Source organism: Aeromicrobium sp. JJY06, from assembly GCF_044069275.1.
Taxonomy (GTDB): domain Bacteria; phylum Actinomycetota; class Actinomycetes; order Propionibacteriales; family Nocardioidaceae; genus Aeromicrobium; species Aeromicrobium tamlense.
Genome location: NZ_JBIMRD010000001.1, coordinates 1157619 through 1174708, shown reverse-complemented (window position 1 = coordinate 1174708; position 17090 = coordinate 1157619). Strand labels below are relative to the sequence as shown.

15 protein-coding genes and 2 tRNA genes are annotated in these 17090 nt (G+C 68.4%); 13 read left to right on the top strand and 4 right to left on the bottom strand.

Annotation, left to right across the window (positions count from 1 at the left end):
* The first annotated feature begins 273 nt into the window (after window positions 1-273).
* From dnaN to ACGWYL_RS05925, 4 genes are all read left to right on the top strand, one after another.
* On the top strand, window positions 274-1419 hold the full coding sequence (gene dnaN, locus ACGWYL_RS05940; protein WP_179427376.1) for a DNA polymerase III subunit beta: 1146 nt from the start codon (window positions 274-276) through the stop codon (window positions 1417-1419).
* 26 nt (window positions 1420-1445) lie between these two features.
* Entirely contained in the window at window positions 1446-2348 is a 903-nt protein-coding gene (gnd, locus tag ACGWYL_RS05935; RefSeq protein WP_179427378.1) for a phosphogluconate dehydrogenase (NAD(+)-dependent, decarboxylating), read from the top strand.
* A 110-nt stretch (window positions 2349-2458) separates the two neighbouring features.
* Window positions 2459-3586, top strand: coding sequence for a DNA replication/repair protein RecF (gene recF / locus ACGWYL_RS05930; protein WP_395486672.1), 1128 nt, complete (start codon window positions 2459-2461; stop codon window positions 3584-3586).
* Window positions 3579-4058, top strand: a complete 480-nt coding sequence (locus tag ACGWYL_RS05925; protein WP_395486671.1) for a DUF721 domain-containing protein — start codon at window positions 3579-3581, stop codon at window positions 4056-4058. The genes recF and ACGWYL_RS05925 overlap by 8 nt, the downstream gene beginning before the upstream one ends.
* Window positions 4059-4132: 74 nt before the next feature.
* Here ACGWYL_RS05925 and ACGWYL_RS05920 read toward each other — a convergent pair whose 3' ends face one another.
* Window positions 4133-4930, bottom strand: coding sequence for a phosphatase PAP2 family protein (locus ACGWYL_RS05920; RefSeq protein WP_269304440.1), 798 nt, complete (start codon window positions 4928-4930; stop codon window positions 4133-4135).
* Between the two features lie 196 nt (window positions 4931-5126).
* Here ACGWYL_RS05920 and gyrB point away from each other — a divergent pair, with 196 nt between their 5' ends.
* The 5 genes from gyrB to ACGWYL_RS05895 all read left to right on the top strand — a co-directional run bounded on the left by gyrB (window position 5127) and on the right by ACGWYL_RS05895 (window position 11159).
* Window positions 5127-7133: a DNA topoisomerase (ATP-hydrolyzing) subunit B gene (gene gyrB / locus ACGWYL_RS05915; protein ID WP_179427384.1), complete on the top strand. Its 2007-nt coding sequence runs from the start codon at window positions 5127-5129 to the stop codon at window positions 7131-7133.
* Window positions 7134-7197: 64 nt separating this feature from the next.
* Entirely contained in the window at window positions 7198-9768 is a 2571-nt protein-coding gene (gyrA, locus tag ACGWYL_RS05910) for a DNA gyrase subunit A (RefSeq protein WP_395486670.1), read from the top strand.
* Window positions 9769-9799: 31 nt separating this feature from the next.
* Window positions 9800-10711 (top strand): DUF3566 domain-containing protein, encoded by a 912-nt coding sequence (locus tag ACGWYL_RS05905; protein WP_395486669.1) that lies wholly within the window; start codon window positions 9800-9802, stop codon window positions 10709-10711.
* A 157-nt stretch (window positions 10712-10868) separates the two neighbouring features.
* Window positions 10869-10943 (top strand) — tRNA-Ile (locus ACGWYL_RS05900).
* Between the two features lie 143 nt (window positions 10944-11086).
* Window positions 11087-11159, top strand: a tRNA-Ala gene (locus ACGWYL_RS05895).
* A gap of 234 nt (window positions 11160-11393) precedes the next feature.
* On the opposite strand, the gene ACGWYL_RS05890 is transcribed toward ACGWYL_RS05895, so the two are convergent.
* From ACGWYL_RS05890 to ACGWYL_RS05880, 3 genes are all read right to left on the bottom strand, one after another.
* Complete coding sequence (locus ACGWYL_RS05890) at window positions 11394-12614, bottom strand: hypothetical protein (protein WP_269304432.1); 1221 nt, start codon at window positions 12612-12614, stop codon at window positions 11394-11396.
* Window positions 12615-12675: 61 nt separating this feature from the next.
* Window positions 12676-14115, bottom strand: coding sequence for a DNA cytosine methyltransferase (locus ACGWYL_RS05885; protein ID WP_395486668.1), 1440 nt, complete (start codon window positions 14113-14115; stop codon window positions 12676-12678).
* A gap of 72 nt (window positions 14116-14187) precedes the next feature.
* On the bottom strand, window positions 14188-14610 hold the full coding sequence (locus ACGWYL_RS05880; protein ID WP_395486667.1) for a very short patch repair endonuclease: 423 nt from the start codon (window positions 14608-14610) through the stop codon (window positions 14188-14190).
* A 218-nt stretch (window positions 14611-14828) separates the two neighbouring features.
* Between ACGWYL_RS05880 and ACGWYL_RS05875 the strand changes: the two genes are divergently transcribed.
* From ACGWYL_RS05875 to ACGWYL_RS05860, 4 genes are all read left to right on the top strand, one after another.
* Window positions 14829-15413, top strand: a complete 585-nt coding sequence (locus ACGWYL_RS05875) for an NUDIX domain-containing protein (protein WP_395486666.1) — start codon at window positions 14829-14831, stop codon at window positions 15411-15413.
* A gap of 28 nt (window positions 15414-15441) precedes the next feature.
* A complete protein-coding gene (locus ACGWYL_RS05870; protein ID WP_395486665.1) occupies window positions 15442-15990 on the top strand; it encodes a putative immunity protein in 549 nt (182 codons plus the stop codon).
* A gap of 111 nt (window positions 15991-16101) precedes the next feature.
* A complete protein-coding gene (locus ACGWYL_RS05865) occupies window positions 16102-16692 on the top strand; it encodes a hypothetical protein (RefSeq protein WP_395486664.1) in 591 nt (196 codons plus the stop codon).
* Window positions 16693-16794: 102 nt separating this feature from the next.
* A complete protein-coding gene (locus tag ACGWYL_RS05860) occupies window positions 16795-17082 on the top strand; it encodes a hypothetical protein (RefSeq protein WP_395486663.1) in 288 nt (95 codons plus the stop codon).
* The last annotated feature ends 8 nt before the right edge of the window (window positions 17083-17090 follow it).

Sequence of the window (17090 nt, the reverse complement as noted above, 5' to 3'; positions counted from 1 at the left end):
TGCATCCGGGCGATCTGCATGTGAATCACATGTGAACACGCGATGATCGTCCACAGCCCGGACGAGTCCCCCCACTGCACGAACCACAACTTCATCCACCGACGGATTTCCCGCAGCGCAGCACAAACGAGGGTTGTCCACCGAATCCACAGCCCCTACTACGACGACGGAAAGTACAAAGACCGAAACCCGAGTCGAAGTCACGTGCACCCATGGGTGTGGAAGAACGCTCACCGTGGCAGGATTCGACTGACGAATGAGAGGCCTCCGAACGTGAAGTTCCGCATCGATCGCGACACCCTCGCCGACGCCGTCGGCTGGACCGCCCGCAGCCTGCCGACCCGCCCGAGCGTCCCGGTGCTCACGGGCCTGCTGCTGGAGACGGTCGGCGACGAGCTGCACCTCTCGGGCTTCGACTACGACACCTCCACGCGCGCCACGCTGCCCGCCGAGGTCAGCGACGAGGGCAAGGCGCTCGTCTCGGGCCGCCTCCTCGCCGAGATCGTCCGCGCGCTGCCTGCCGGCAAGCCCGTCGACCTCGTCCACGACGGCACCAAGGTCCAGGTCACGTGCGGCAGCTCGCGCTTCAGCCTGCAGACGATGCCGGTCGACGAGTACCCCCAGCTCCCCGCGATGCCCACCTCGTCCGGCACGGTCAAGGCCGAGGACTTCGCCACCGCCGTCGGCCAGGCCAGCGCCGCCGCCTCGCGCGACGAGATGCTGCCGCTGCTCACCGGCATCCGCCTCGAGCTCGAGGGCTCGACGATCTCCCTCATGGCCACCGACCGGTTCCGCGCCAGCCTGCGCGACCTCGCCTGGTACCCCGAGGCCTCCGACATCTCGGCGCGTGCACTCGTGCCCGCCCGCGTGCTGTCCGACACCGCCAAGGCGCTCACCGCCGGCGGCGACATCACGATCGCGGTCTCCACCAGCGAGTCCGGCGACGGCCTCATCGGCTTCGAGGGCACGGTTGGCGGCGGCGTCCGCCGCACCACCACCCGTCTGCTCGAGGGCGACTTCCCGCGCGTGCGCCAGCTGTTCACGGCGCAGGCCGAGACGGTCGCCTACGTCGGCACCCAGACGCTCGTCGACGCCGTGAAGCGCGTGGCCCTCGTGGCCGAGCGCAACACGCCCGTGCGGCTGTCGTTCTCCGAGGGCCAGGTGCTCCTCGAGGCCGGCAGCGGCGACGAGGCCCAGGCCTCCGAGAGCGTCGAGGCCACGATCGAGGGCAACGACATCTCGATCGGCTTCAACCCGAACTACATGCTGGAAGGGCTGTCCGTCATGACCGAGCCGGTCGTGCACCTGTCCTTCACGCAGCACACCAAGCCCGCCGCGATGTCCGGAGTCGCGGAGGTGGGAGCGGATCCCGATGGCGCGTTCCGCTACCTGATCATGCCGGTTCGTCTTCAGAACTGAACGCGCCACGACGTCGGGAGGCGCCCATGCACATCGGACTCGTCGGATTGGGAAAGATGGGCGGCAACATGCGCGAACGCATGCGCAATGCCGGCCTCACGGTCATCGGCTACGACCGCGATCCCGAGCTGAGCGACGTGACATCGCTCGCCGAGCTGGTCGACCAGCTGCCCAGCCCCAAGGTGGTGTGGGTGATGGTCCCGCACGGGGACCCCACGCACAGCACGATCACCGAGCTCAAGGAGCTGCTCTCCGAGGGCGACGTGGTCGTCGACGGCGGCAACTCGCGCTGGACCGATGACGAGATCCACGCGGCGCAGCTGGCCGAGAAGAACATCGGCTACGTCGACTGCGGCGTGAGCGGCGGCGTCTGGGGACTGGAGAACGGCTACGCGCTGATGGCCGGCGGCGACGCCGACGACATCGCGAAGGTCCAGCCCGCGTTCGACGCACTGCGTCCCGATGCCGAGAACGGCTTCGTGCACGCGGGCCGTGTGGGCGCCGGCCACTTCAGCAAGATGGTCCACAACGGCATCGAGTACGCGATGATGCAGGCCTACGCCGAGGGCTACGAGCTGCTCGAGGCCGTGGACATGGTCGAGAACGTCACCGAGGTGCTCGACTCCTGGCGCGTCGGCACAGTCGTGCGCTCGTGGCTGCTCGACCTGCTGGTCAAGGCGCTCGAGGAGGATCCGGGCCTGTCGAAGGTCCGCGGCTACGCCGAGGACTCGGGCGAGGGTCGCTGGACCGTCGAGGCCGCGATCGCCAACGCGGTGCCCGCCCCCACGATCGCCGCCTCGCTCTTCGCGCGCTTCGTCTCGCGCCAGGACGAGTCGGCCGCGATGCAGGCCGTCGCCGCGATGCGGCAGCAGTTCGGCGGCCACGCGGTCCGCGCCGCCCAGGAGAGCCCCGACGTCCCGCCGGCCTGATCCTGTCGCTCCCGCGACCCAGATCTGTAGCGGTATCCACCCTTTCAGCGCCGAAATCGGCTGAAACAGGTGTACACCGCTACAGATCTCGCCGGCCGTAGGCTGGGCGCATGCACGTGACCCGGCTCGAGCTGACCGACTTCCGGTCCTACGGCTCGGTCGCGATCGAGCTGGCCGCGGGTCCGGTGGCCTTCATCGGCGCCAACGGCCAGGGCAAGACCAATCTCGTGGAGGCGATCGACTACCTCGCCACGCTGGACTCGCACCGCGTCTCCTCCGACACTCCGCTCGTGCGCGCCGGCGCCGACCGCGCGATCGTGCGCGCGCAGCTGCAGCGCGAGGACCGCTCCGCGCTGCTCGAGCTCGAGATCACGCCGGGCAAGTCGAACCGCGCGCGGGTGAACGGCAACCCGCTGCCGCGTGTGCGCGACCTCGTCGGGATCGCGCGCACCGTGCTGTTCTCCCCCGAGGACCTGGCCCTCGTGAAGGGCGACCCGTCCGACCGCCGCCGCTTCCTCGACCACCTCATCGTCATGCGCACGCCGCGCCTGGCCGGTGCGAAGGCCGACTACGACCGGGTGCTCAAGCAGCGCAACACCCTGCTGAAGACCGCCGGCCGCCGCAGCAACATCGAGATCTCCACGCTGGACATCTGGGACGAGAACCTCGCGCGGGTCGGCGGCCAGCTGGTCGCGGCGCGGCTCGCGCTCCTCGACGCCCTGGCCCCGCACGCCACCGACGCGTACCGCGACGTCGCGGCCGGCGCTGCCGCGGACCGGCAGGTCGTTGCGCTGGACTACAAGCCCTCGGTCGAGGGGGTGCAGGACCTGCGCGATCCCGACGACATCGCCAAGGCGCTGCTCGACGAGATCGGTCGCCGCCGGCGCGAGGAGCTCGAGCGCGGCATCAGCCTCGTCGGTCCGCACCGCGACGACGTGCTGCTCTCGATCGGCGCGCTTCCCGCGAAGGGATATGCGAGCCACGGTGAGTCGTGGTCGCTCGCGCTGGCCCTGCGACTGGCGGCGTTCGCGCTGCTGCGCGAGGAGGGCGACGACCCGATCCTCATCCTCGACGACGTGTTCGCCGAGCTCGACAGCGATCGACGCTCGCGGCTGGCCGCGCGGGTGGCCGCGGCCGAGCAGGTCCTGGTGACGGCGGCGGTCGAGGGCGACGTGCCGCCCGAGCTGGTGGGCCAGTCGTTCGACGTCGCGGCCGCGGTGGTGACCCCGCGTGGCTGACGACGACGTCCTGCGCCTCGCGCGCGAGATCGCCGACGCCTACCGCAACGGCAACGCGCCGCCCGCTCGCACCCGCCGGCCGATGCGCCGCAACGCCCCACCGCGTCGCGGCGGCCGCGAGGACGCCGTCGCACTCGGCGACGTCCTCGGCGAGATGGTGCAGAACCAGGGCTGGAACGACCGGCTCGCCGCCTCGCGGGTGTTCTCCGACTGGGCCGCGATCGTGGGCCCCGAGGTGGCGCAGCACTGCAGGGTCGACAGCTTCTCCGACGGTGTCGTGCACCTCGAGACCTCCTCGACCGCGTGGGCCAAGGAGCTCAAGCTGCTCGCCCCGCGCCTGGTGGCCAAGCTCAACGAGGAGCTCGGCGACGGCCAGGTGCTGCGGATCGACGTCCGGGGTCCGCAGGCGCCGAGCTGGAAGAAGGGCCGCCGCTCGGTGAAGGGCCGCGGTCCGCGCGACACCTACGGGTGAGCACGCAGGATGAGGCATTCGGGCACCCCAGCGGGGCGCAATGCCTCATCGTTCGTCACCCCGGAGGGGCGGGCTCAGGCGTCGGGCGCGATCCAGGCCATCGCCGACACCGTGACAGCGGTGACCGAGGCGACGGCGCCGAGCACCAGGGAGGCGTCGACGAAGCCGTCCATACCTTCCACCGGACGCACGCCGATCAGCACGATCGCGATCAGGGCGGCGACGGCGCCGACCAGCGCAGTGGGCAGCACGGCCCGAGCCCTCGCCCGACGACCGCCCTGCACCACGACGGCCACCGCGAACCAGCCGAGCGCGACCACGAGCGCAGCGACGACATCGGCGGGCCGGTGCCACCCCGCGACGATCGTCGAGAGGCCGGTCAGCCCGACGGCGAACGTGCCGAGTCCCGCCACGGCGGCCCGCGCCCCCGCCGGCACGACCAGCATCAGCGCGGCGACGACCGACGCGGCCACCGTGACGTGCCCGCTCGGCAGCGAGTTGTGGAAGCCGTACCCGAGGTCGGGCCGCTCGAGGACACCCTGCTTGAGGACCTGCGTGGTGACGTTCGCGCCCACGATCACGACCGCCGCGCCGATGACGGCGCGCCAGTGGTGGCGCCGGGCGGCCAGCAGCAGGCACACGACCGCGAGCGTCGCGGCGGACCAGATCGGCACGCGTCCCAGGATCGACAGCAGGGTCAGCTCGGCCTCGCGCCCGGCTGCCACCGTGAGCATCGCGTGCTCGTCGGCGGCCTGGCCGCGCTCGGACATCAGGGCGACGCGCACGAGCACGACGAACGCGGTGACGGCGGCGGCGCCGACCACCAGCGCCGGCCCCGACACCCGTGACGGGACGCGGGTCGTGGAGCTCACCCCTCCACTTTCCCAGACCGCGGGTGACAGCCAGGTTGCGGAGAGCCTCGCGGACGCCCCAGGAGGCTCGTGGACGATGGGAACCTTGATCGACCCCCTCGTCGTGACTCCCAGCGGCCTTCTAGCGCCGTTCAGCGGCACATGTGGATGAAGGATCAACGCTCCACAGAAGGTGTCGTGCCGTGAGACGCACAGAATGGCCCCGTATACTGGTTCAGTGACCCAGGCGCCCGAGACACCCAGCACGTACGACGCGAGCAACATCCAGGTCCTGGAAGGGCTGGAGGCGGTCCGCAAGCGACCCGGCATGTACATCGGCTCCACCGGTGAGCGTGGCCTGCACCACCTCGTCTACGAGGTCGTCGACAACTCGGTCGACGAGGCCCTCGCCGGCTACGCCACCAACATCCAGGTGGTGCTGCAGGCCGACGGCGGCGTCAAGGTCGTCGACGACGGCCGTGGCATCCCGGTCGACGAGCACCCCGAGGAGAAGATCCCCGCGGTCACGCTGGTGCTCACCTCGCTGCACGCCGGCGGCAAGTTCGGCGGCGGCGGCTACAAGGTGTCCGGTGGTCTGCACGGCGTCGGCGTCTCGGTCGTGAACGCGCTCTCCACGAAGATGCACGTCGAGGTCAAGCGCGACGGCTACCGCTGGACCCAGTCGTTCACGTACGGAGTCCCGGACGCTCCCCTCGAGCGCGGCGAGGCCACCGACGAGACCGGCACCACCACCACGTTCTACGCCTCGGCCGACATCTTCGAGACCACCACCTACGAGTACGAGACGCTCAAGACGCGCTTCCGTGAGATGGCGTTCCTCAACAAGGGCCTCGAGATCACGCTGCGCGACGAGCGCCACGAGGGCGAGGACGACCCCAACGGCGTCGCCGACGACGTCGAGCGCGAGGTCACGTTCCGCTACGACGGCGGCCTGGTCGACTACGTCAACCACATCAACGTCGGCAGCAAGGCGCCGATCCACCGCGACGTCATCAACCTCGAGCGCGAGGACGAGGCGAACGGCCTGTCGCTCGAGCTCGCGATGCAGTGGAACGACAGCTTCAGCGAGTCGGTCCACACCTTCGCCAACACGATCAACACGCACGAGGGCGGCACGCACGAGGAGGGCTTCCGCGCGGCGCTGACCACCACGGTCAACCGCTTCGCCGAGACCAACAACCTCATCAAGAAGAAGGAAGACCGCCTCACCGGCGACGACATCCGCGAGGGCCTCACCGCGATCATCTCGGTCAAGCTCGCCGAGCCGCAGTTCGAGGGCCAGACCAAGACCAAGCTCGGCAACACCGAGGCCAAGGGCTTCGTCCAGCAGGTGCTGAACGACGAGCTCGGCGCCTGGTTCGAGCGCAACCCCGCCGAGGGCAAGAACATCGTCCGCAAGTCGATCGACGCCGCCGCGGCGCGCGTGGCCGCCCGCAAGGCGCGCGACCTCGCCCGCAACCGCAAGGGCTTCGGCTCCGGCGGCGGCCTCCCGGGCAAGCTGGTCGACTGCTCCAGCCGCAACCCGGAGGAGTGCGAGATCTTCGTGGTGGAGGGCAACTCCGCCGGCGGCTCGGCGCGCAACGGCCGCGATCCCGCGACCCAGGCGATCCTGCCCCTGCGCGGCAAGATCCTCAACGTCGAGAAGGCGCGGATCGACAAGATCCTGCAGAACACCGAGGTCCAGGCGATCATCAGCGCCCTCGGCACCGGCGTCCACGAGGACTTCGACATCGCCAAGCTGCGCTATCACAAGATCGTGCTGATGGCCGACGCCGACGTCGACGGCCAGCACATCACCACGCTGCTGCTGACCCTGCTGTTCCGGTTCATGAAGCCGCTCATCGACGCCGGCCACGTGTTCCTCGCGCAGCCCCCGCTGTACAAGGTCAAGTGGACGAACCACGCGCACGAGCTGGCGTACTCCGACGCCGAGCGCGACGCGGTGGTCGCCGCGGGCACCGAGGCCGGCTACCGCCTGCCCAAGGAGGCCCCGGTGCAGCGCTACAAGGGTCTCGGCGAAATGAACGCCAGCGAGCTGTGGGAGACCACGATGGATCCCGACGGCCGCCTGCTGCGCCAGGTCACCCTCGCCGACGCCGCCGTGGCCGACGAGATCTTCACGATCCTCATGGGCGAGGACGTCGACCAGCGACGCTCGTTCATCCAGCGGAACGCCAAGGACGTCCGCTTCCTCGACATCTGACCTCCACCTCCCCGGTGGTCGGCGGCGCGCTGCGTAGCCCGGCCACAGACAGAAGGACACAGAAGTGACCGACACCCCGATCGAGCGCGACCGCATCGAACCGGTCGAGCTGCAGGACGAGATGCAGCGTTCGTACATCGACTACGCGATGAGCGTGATCGTGGCGCGAGCGCTGCCCGACGTGCGCGACGGCCTCAAGCCGGTGCACCGTCGTGTCCTGTACGCGATGTACGACGGCGGCTACCGCCCCGACCGCGGCTTCAACAAGTGCAGCCGCATCGTCGGTGACGTCATGGGTCAGTACCACCCGCACGGCGACTCGGCGATCTACGACACCCTCGTGCGTCTGGCGCAGCCGTGGTCGATGCGCGCGCCGATGATCAGCGGCCAGGGCAACTTCGGCTCGCCGGGCGACGACCCGGCCGCCGCGATGCGGTACACCGAGTGCAAGCTCGCGCCCATCGCGATGGAGATGCTCCGCGACATCGAGCAGGAGACCGTCGACTTCAAGCCGAACTACGACGGCCGCTCGCAGGAGCCCACCGTCCTGCCGGCGCGCATCCCGAACCTGCTGGTCAACGGCTCGGCCGGCATCGCCGTCGGCATGGCCACCAACATCCCGCCGCACAACCTCCGCGAGGTCGCCGAGGGCGTGCAGTGGGCCCTCGAGCACCCCGACGCGTCTCGCGAAGAGCTCCTCGAGGCGCTGCTGGCCCGCATCAAGGGCCCCGACTTCCCCACCGACGGCCTCATCGTCGGAACCCACGGCATCGAGGAGATGTACCGCACGGGCCGTGGCTCAGTGCCGATGCGCGCCGTGGTGAACATCGAGGAGGACACGAAGGGCCGTATCCAGCTCGTCGTCTCCGAGCTGCCGTACCAGGTGAACCCGGACGCTCTGATGCGCAAGATCGCCGACCTGGCGCAGACGGGCCGCGTGCAGGGCATCTCCGACCTGCGCGACGAGTCCAGCGACCGCGCCGGCCGCCGCATCGTCATCGAGGTGCGCCGCGACGCCGTGGCCCGGGTCGTGCTGAACAACCTCTACAAGCACACCGACCTGCAGACGAACTTCAGCGCGAACATGCTCGCGATCGTCGACGACGTCCCGCGCACGCTGACCCTCGACGGCTTCATCTCGCACTGGATCCGCCACCAGGTCGACGTCATCCGTCGTCGCACCGAGTACCGACTGCGCAAGGCCGAGGAGCGCGCCCACATCCTGCGTGGCCTCGTGAAGGCCCTCGACCAGCTCGACGACGTGATCGCGCTGATCCGTCGCAGCCCCACGGTCGACGAGGCCCGCCACGGCCTGATGGAGCTGCTCGACATCGACGAGCTCCAGGCCACCGCGATCCTCGACATGCAGCTGCGTCGCCTGGCCGCGCTCGAGCGTCAGAAGATCATCGACGAGCTCGGCGAGATCGAGGCCGAGATCGCCGAGTACAAGGCGATCCTGGCCAGCGAGAAGCGTCAGCGCGAGATCGTCGGCGAGGAGCTGGCCGAGATCGTCGCGAAGTACGGCGAGGACCGCCGCTCGCGCATCATCGCGGCCGACGGCGACCTCTCGGACGAGGACCTGATCCCCGACGAGGAGCTCGTCGTCACGATCACCAAGGGCGGCTACGCCAAGCGCACGAAGACCGAGCTCTACCGCGTGCAGAACCGCGGCGGCAAGGGCGTGCGGGGTGCGTCGCTGCGCGGCGAGGACGTCGTCGAGCACGTGTTCTCCACGACCGCGCACCACTGGATCCTGTTCTTCACCACGGCGGGCCGGGTCTACCGCGCGAAGGCGTACCACCTTCCCGAGGGCGGTCGCGACGCGCGCGGCGGTCACGTGGCCGGTCTGCTGGCGTTCCTGCCCGACGAGGAGATCGCCCAGGTGCTGGCGGTCCGCGACTACGAGCAGGCGCCCTACCTGGTGCTCGCCACGAAGCGCGGCCTCGTGAAGAAGACGCGCCTCACGGACTACAACAGCCCGCGCCAGGCCGGCGTCATCGCGATCAACTTCCGCGACGAGGACGACGAGCTGGTCGGGGCCGAGCTGGTCTCGCCCGAGGACGACATCCTGCTGATCAGCCGCAAGGCGCAGTCGATCCGCTTCCGCGCCGACGACGAGCAGCTGCGTCCCATGGGCCGCGCCACCTCCGGCGTCACGGGCATGAAGTTCCGCGACGACGACTCCCTGCTGTCGATGACGGTCATCAAGGCCGGCGCCGACGAGGAGGGCGAGGGCGAGGACGACGGCAGCCAGAAGCTCTACGTCTTCACCGTCACCGACGGCGGCTACGCCAAGAAGACGCGCATCGACGAGTACCGCGTCCAGGGCCGCGGCGGCCTGGGCATCAAGGCCATGCAGATCACCGAGTCGCGCGGCGAGCTGGTGGGCGGTCTGGTGCTTCGTGACACCGACGACGTCATCAGCGTGACCGAGTCCGGACAGATCACACGCAGCCTCGTGTCCGGCGTTCCTGTGAAGGGCCGTGGCACGATGGGAGTGAGTTTCGTGAAGTTCAAGGGCAACGACCGCGTGGTCACCATCGCCCGGAACACCGAGGTCACCACCCCGGAGAGCACGGACGAGAACGACGAGACGGCCGAGCAGTCGAACGCGAGCGGGGACGACAGTGAGTGAGCAGAAGCCGGAGAACGGTCAGCAGAACGGCATGCCTGCCAAGAACGCCAAGGCGAACGGGACGACCCCTTCGGTCACCGCGCGCCGACCGCTGAGCAAGGCGGAGTACGCGCGCACCACCCAGGCGTCGCCCGACACGACCTCGGTGATCCCGGCGGTCCGTGACGACCAGCCGGCGCCGCCGAAGGCGCCCGCGCCGTCGGCCGACGACCGTCCCACCCAGACGATGAAGGCCGTGCCGGCCCAGCCGGCGGCGAAGCCTGAGCCGAAGAAGGCCGAGCCGAAGAAGGCGCCCTCGCGTCCTGAGGCCAAGGCCGCTCCGGCGCCGAAGGGTGCGGGTGCTGCTGTGGGTGCGGCTGCCGGTGGCGCGGCCGCCGCTGCGGCGGCGTCCACCCAGGCTGCTGCCGCTCCGGCTGCTGCGCCGGCCGCGGCTCCTGCGACGGCTCCCGCCGCGAAGCCTCAGCAGAAGGCCGAGCCGAAGCCGGCTCCGGCCAAGAAGCAGAAGCCCGAGTCCAAGAAGGCGCCGAAGCAGGCCGAGTCCGCAGGTGAGGTCACCAAGACCGCCCCGGCGGCCACGGGTCGCTCCGCGCGCCTCAAGCTCAGCCACGTCGAGCCGTGGAGCGTCACGAAGATGGCGTTCGTCGTCTCGGTGGCGCTCATGGTCGTCAGCGTCGTCGCGGTCACGGTGTTCTGGCTGGTCATGCAGATCACCGGCGTCTGGGGCGCCCTGAACGACAGCGTCTCCAACGTGCTCGCCGACGACGCCTCCGGCTTCGACATCACCGAGTACCTGGGCTTCGGCCGGGTCGTCGGCCTGACGCTCCTCGTGTCGAGCCTCAACGTCATCTTCATGACGGCCCTCGCCACGATCGCCGCCCACCTCTACAACCTCGCCTCCGGCATCCTCGGCGGCATCGAGATGACGTTCGGCGAGCGCCAGTAACGCCTGCAGCCGCACCTCCCCGCGAGTGGCGCGAAACGGCCCGCCACTCGACGAGTGGCGGGCCGTTCTGCGCCACCGGACGGCACGTGACCGACCACTCGCCGACCCGATTGGAACTCGCCGGGGACCTTCGGGTAATCTCTTCTATTGCTGCCCGGGGCCTATAGCTCAGCTCGGTTAGAGCGCTTCCCTGATAAGGAAGAGGTCGATGGTTCAAGTCCATCTAGGCCCACCGAAGGAGGAATCGACGTGAAGAAGATCCTCACCCTGGCACTCGCGGTCGCAGGAGCCGTCTGGTTCTCCAGCCGCCGCAAGGCCGCTGCGCAGCCCGATCCCTGGGCGCAGCACAGCGACTCCGTCTGACACACCCACCACGGGGCCTTGGCGCAATTGGTAGCGCACCTGCTTTGCAAGCAGGGGGTTAGGGGTTCGAGTCCCCTAGGCTCCACGACTTTCCGAAACCGGCGGCACTCGTTCCCGGCCGTCTTCCTGATGCTGCAGAGCCCGTGGCGAAGGGCGTCCCCAGACCTCGCCGAGAGCCCTTCGGTTCAGATCATCGTGGATCACCCTCCTAGGAGTGCGCGGTCGCCGCAAACTACGACCGGCACCTCCGTGCCTGAGAGCCTGGTGTGTTCTCCGTCAGAGTGAGCGCATCGGTCCGACGTGTCAGCGGCTTCTTGCGCTAGACCCGGGCTGGGAGATCGATCGACTTCGAGTAGATCAGGAAGTTGTCGATGTCCCTCTTCTTGATCATGACCTTGCCGTTTCGTGGCTTGCCGTCGGGTTGCCTGAAGTCCTTCTGAAAGTCCCCGAGCACGATGTTGACATTCGCGGCGTTGACCTCAAGGATCTTCACGCCCACGAACCGAACCGCTTCCTTGAAGCGAGAGGCGTACGAGAGCGGGTCGTAGACCGCCTTTCGACCGACGTGGCCTACTGACCGGCGCCAGTCGTTCCAAGCGATCGTCGCGCGGTTCTCATTGTCGCGCGCATGCCAGGTCTGGTGCTCGTACACGACGTACCAGAAGCGCCCGAACTCATTGAGGCAGCGGAAAAACGTCGCAGCGTCATTCCCAGGGCTATCGGCGACATCGACGTTCGAAGCCTTCAGATCCCCGTAGTACTCGACCGAACCGTTGCCGAGGAACTGCAGGTCGTAGTCGAACGAGCCTCTACGCTTCTCCTTCTGAACCCTGATACTTCGGACACCATGCCCAGCGAGGTACTTGCTCAGTCGAAACTCAACGTAGAAGCCCGCCCATTCGTTCTGGAACGCGTCCGGCCAACCATCCGCGTGCATCTCCTGGACCGCGTCGAGCGCCTCAATTCTCGAGCCGTTAAGCAGTGAGGCACTGAAGCCATCGAGAGTCACGACGTAAGGATCCTGTTCTTCGTAGCCCTTCAGCAGGTACGCGGCGAACTCGTCAGCTCGCACGCTCGTAAGTCGGTTGCCATTTCGGTCCTGACGAGAGAACTGCCCGAGTGTCTGGGCCTGGAACAGGTCATTGGTGGATACGTGGGCGGACGAGTTGTTTGCCTTCCCCAGGACATAGGTCACGGGGTCGAAGTCGACGAAGATCGTCGTAGAGCCGTAGTGGTAAGTGCCGATGAAGCGTGGCGTGAGGCCCTCGGTCACCGCCGCCCGATGAACATCAAGCCAGTAGCCAGGAATCTGGATCCGCTTCTTGAACGTCTGCCATGGCCGTCCGAGATAAGTGACCTGCTTGCTGAGAATCACCTGATCCTCGAAGCGAACCACCCAGACGCCTGCGAATCGTTCAAGCGTTGCGCCGGGAATCGCTTTGAGGAGCAACTCGTGCCGCACCCGTTGGGGAAGGGTCGTGTCGACGTCGTGCGTGAGACGGCCGTCAGGCCAAATCTGATCGACTGCGACTCGTCCCATGCCCCATAGATACCAGTTGGTCTCACCGGGGGTGCGAACGTTGGACGGATCGTTCCGCTAGTTAGTTGCCTCCGCGATGCAGAGCGGGGACGTGACCCTCCAGCATCGCTGCAGGATGATTGGGTGACGCCTCCACCACAGAGACGAGCACACGACCGATGTCACTCGCCCGAAGCAGCGCTCGATCCCGGAGGACGTGCTGCTTGAACACATGCCACACAGCACCGACGTTCACGCCGTTGCCCATCTGCTTGTAGGTCGCCGAGTCGGGCTGGTCCGGGAAGATGAAGCTGTCCGGCAGGCCCTGCAGGCGCGCGGTCTCCCTCGGCGAGATTCGTCGCTCGCGACTGCCGATGATTGACGTCTGAGTGATCGCGACGAGTGCCGGCAGGTAGTTGGGCTTCTTGGCGCGAAGGCCGGACGGGCGCAGGTGCATCACGGTCTCCCAGAGGGACTTGCTGTCCTGCGCCTGCCACTCGAGCTTGCGCCGAGACGGCGGGAACACGTCGCTGTAGAGCTTCCACTGGTGAGCCCACGGGATGATGTCCCTGAAGTGGCGCTCGAAGAGGTCGTAGTTCTTGCGGAGGTGGCTCTGCTTCCACGCCGGGAGGGATGGGTCGATGGCGGGCGTCGTCACTGCCGCAGGGATCTTGATCGACTTGGCCGACCAGTTGATATGGGCCATCTCCGGGAAGTCGAGCCAGGCGTCGGCCCAGATTGGGAAGCCGGGCAGGTGCCTGCCGCCCATGAGCGGCCGCATGATCTGCACGAACTCGTCCCAGGCGTTGATCCAATGCATCTCGGTGTCGGTGAGCTCGCAGCCGGGCACGTTGTGCGTGTCGTCGAGTAGATCTTCGATGTGCCAGTCGCGCTTGGGCTCGAAGCCTTCGAACCGATCCGCCATGGTCACGGCCGGCAGCGGCCCACCATGCTCGAGGTCCATCCGTACTCGGTCCGGGGCATAGGTTGCCGTGATGAACACGCGCTCGCGCACCTGAGGCGCACCCCCGAGCGCCGGCGGGAGTAGATGCGGAGAGAACACGGTCGGCACGTCCGAGACGTGGTAGCCCAGATCCCGAAGCGTCTCGATGATCACGTCGTACTCGTGCTCGTGGCGCGGCCCGATGAGGTTACGGACGTTCTCGAGCATCACGACTGAGGGACGGTGGGCCTTGATGATCGACGCGATGTTGAAGAAGAGAGTCCCTCGCGTCTCGTCCATGCCGCGCTGGGCGCCCGACTTCGAGAAGGGCTGGCACGGGAAGCCCGCACACAAGACGTCGTGGGGCGGCACGTTCATCACGCCGAGGTCGTCATCGGCGTCCTCGGTAATGTCGCCGAGTGCGGGATGACCCCAGTTGGCCTCGTAGACACGCGCGGCCTGCTTGTCGATCTCGACCGCGTAGACGCACTCCCCGCCGAGCGCCTTCATCGCCGCGTGAAATCCTCCGATTCCCGCGAAGAGATCGATGAAGGTGAATGCAGGCGAGCTCGAACGCATGTTCGTCAGCTTAGCATCCGGGACACCACGAAATCGAACTGATTTGGTGGTGTTGAGACGATGTCTCCCGGATCACCTCGCGGGCGTGACGTGGTCTGAGATCGACTCGGCGACCGTGTGCGGATCCTCGTGCTCCCAGAAGCGGAGAACCGTCCATCCGAGCTCGGAGAGTCGAGCGTTCGTGTCAGCGTCCCGCGCCACGTTCCTGGCGAGCTTCTCCGACCAGTAGGCCGCGTTGGCGCGAGCCTGGGTTCCGTGCTCGGGACACGCGTGCCAATAGCAGCCGTCGATGAAGACAGCGACGCGCTGACGAGTGAACACGATGTCGGCGGTCCGTCGGAGAGATGGCTCGGGACGGTGCGCGACGCGGTACCGGAGACCGGCAGCGTGAAGCAGACGGCGAACCGCCAGCTCTGGTGCGGTGTCGCGCGCTCGGTTGGCCTGCATGACCTTGCGAGATGCGTCGCTGCTGGCCCAGCTCTCGTACGCCGGCACCCCTCCATGATCTCCGGGCGCGGTCGAACCCGCACTCCCGCAGATCGGCGGTTGTCCCCATCTGTGAACAGTCCTGTGGAACAAATGACACTTATGTAATTTGCGCGCGAATCTACGATCGTCAGCATGCTGAGACTGATCGCGAACGCCCGATGACCGCCGGAATCGACACGCCGGACCGCCGGGGGCGCACTGGCCTGCACCTCACGGGACGCGACTTGGACCGCAACCCCGACGTCGTCGTGAAAGACGTCGAGGTGCTCGCGAACGACTGGTACGTCCTGCGGGCGACGACGTTCGAGCAGCGGATGTCCGACGGCACGTGGCGCACCGAGCGACGCGAGACCTACGACCGTGGGGACGGCGCGACGATCCTGCTCTACGACCCGGACGCCAGGACCGTCCTGTTGACGCGGCAGTTCCGCTTCCCCGTCTACGTCAACGGCCACCCCGATGGGATGCTGATCGAGACCGCTGCGGGACTGCTCGACGAGGACGACGCCGAGGCCGCGATCCGACGCGAGGCCGCGGAGGAGACGGGCATCGAGGTCGGGCCCGTGCAGCACGTCTTCGACGTGTTCATGAGCCCCGGCTCCGTCACGGAGCGGCTCCACTTCTTCGCCGCGCCCTACCGCTCGGACGACGCGCACGAGACCCGCCACGGCGTCGCCCACGAGGGCGAGGACATCGAGATCGTCGAGCTCGGCATCGACGAGGCGCGCGCCGCGATCGGGACTGACATCGTCGACGCCAAGACGATCATGCTGATTCAGTGGGCGCTCCTCGACGGTCCCTTCGCCTGAGGCGCTGTCCGACCCGCGTGCCAAGCTCATGGCGTCTCCTCAGGCACTCAGCGAGTCCGACCGACGTCTCGTCGCGCTCTGGGCCGCGGACTGCGCCGAGCGCGTCCTGCCGCTCTTCGTGGCCGAGGCCCCGGACGACGACCGAGCGCGCGACGGGATCGCTCGCGCTCGGGCTTTCGGACGGGGCGAGCTCGACGCCGCCTCGCAGATCCGGGATCGCTTCGTCGCCAATCGAGCGTCCAAGTCGGCCCGCAGCCCCGCCGCCGTCGCGGCCGCCTACGCCGCCGGCCAGGCCTCGGGCGTTGCCCACATGGGGGCGCATGCCCTGGGTGCGGCTGCCTATGCGGCGAAGGCAGCGTCCTTGGCCGCGAGCGATCCCGAGGCCGCACGCCAGGACGAGGTCCGCTGGCAGCTCGACCACATGACGGCCGAGGTCCGCATCGCGCTGGCGAGCCTCCCACTCCTCGGCGAGGACTCCTCCGGACCACTCGGGGCCGGGCTCCTCGCCTCCGGGGTGCTGGCCGCCACGATCCGCGACCTCCAGGCGGCACTCGCAGCCGACTCTCCCGCCGTCTGAGCCCGAATCGTCCGACGAGCGCCTTGGTCTCGACTGCGGTACCAAGGAATGAGAGGGCCCGGCGCACCAGCGTCGACCGACGCAGCCGCGGCCCGCGGACGGAGAAGTGCGATGGACAACGTCGACACCTGGGTCTGGATCCTGATCGCCGTCGTGGCGGTCCTGCTGCTGCTGGCGCTCGTGGCCGCGCTGGCGAAGAGGGGGAGCAAGGCCAAGGAGGAGCGCCGACTGGAGCAGGAGCGCCGTCACCGCGAGGAGGCCGCGCAGCTGCGCGACGAGGCTCGGGAGGCCTCGGTCACCGCGAACCAGACCGCGGCGGGCGCCGCCGCGGCTCGGGCCGACGCCGATCAGGCGCGCCTCGACGCCGAGCGACTCGAGCGTCAGGCGAAGGACCTCGAGCACGAGGCCAACGAGACCAAGCAGCACGCCGATCACCGCCTGTCGAAGGCGGACGAGATCGACCCGGACGTCACCACCGACAAGGACGGCAACGTGGTGCACCGGAACGATACCGCCGATCGACCGCTGGCCGGGGAGCAGCACGAGCACCACGTCGGCGAGCGCGCCGTGACGGACGAGAACGGCAACGTGCAGTACGGCGACACGCCGGGCGACCAGCACGGCGACGCGCGGTACGACGAGACCCGCGAGGACGTGCTCCGCTCGGAGCCCGACACCGGACCGGACACGCCGCGCCGCTGACGGTGACCGCCCGCTCTCGGTCCTGAATCGGCTCCTCGCGGCTCTCCATCCACACGGACGAGCACGACGGAGGACGACATGAGCGAGAGCGAGGCGTGAGCCGTGGTCGCCCTGGTGCTCGCGTTCCTGTGCGGCATGGCCTTCACCGTGTCGGTGGCCGTCCTGTTGGCCACCGGCATGGTGACCCGGGCCGTCGCCTCGTTCTCGCTCGCCGAGGAGGACCAGGAGTGGACGACTTCGCCCACCTCCGATGACCGCGGCAGACGCCCGGTTTGTCCCCAGCTGTGCACAGACGTGTGGACAAACTACGCCGATGTGATTCCTGCGATTCCGGGCGATTTCGCGTGTCGACCCGCCCGGCCACCATCCGCGACGCTCCGTCCTCAGTAGGATGGTCG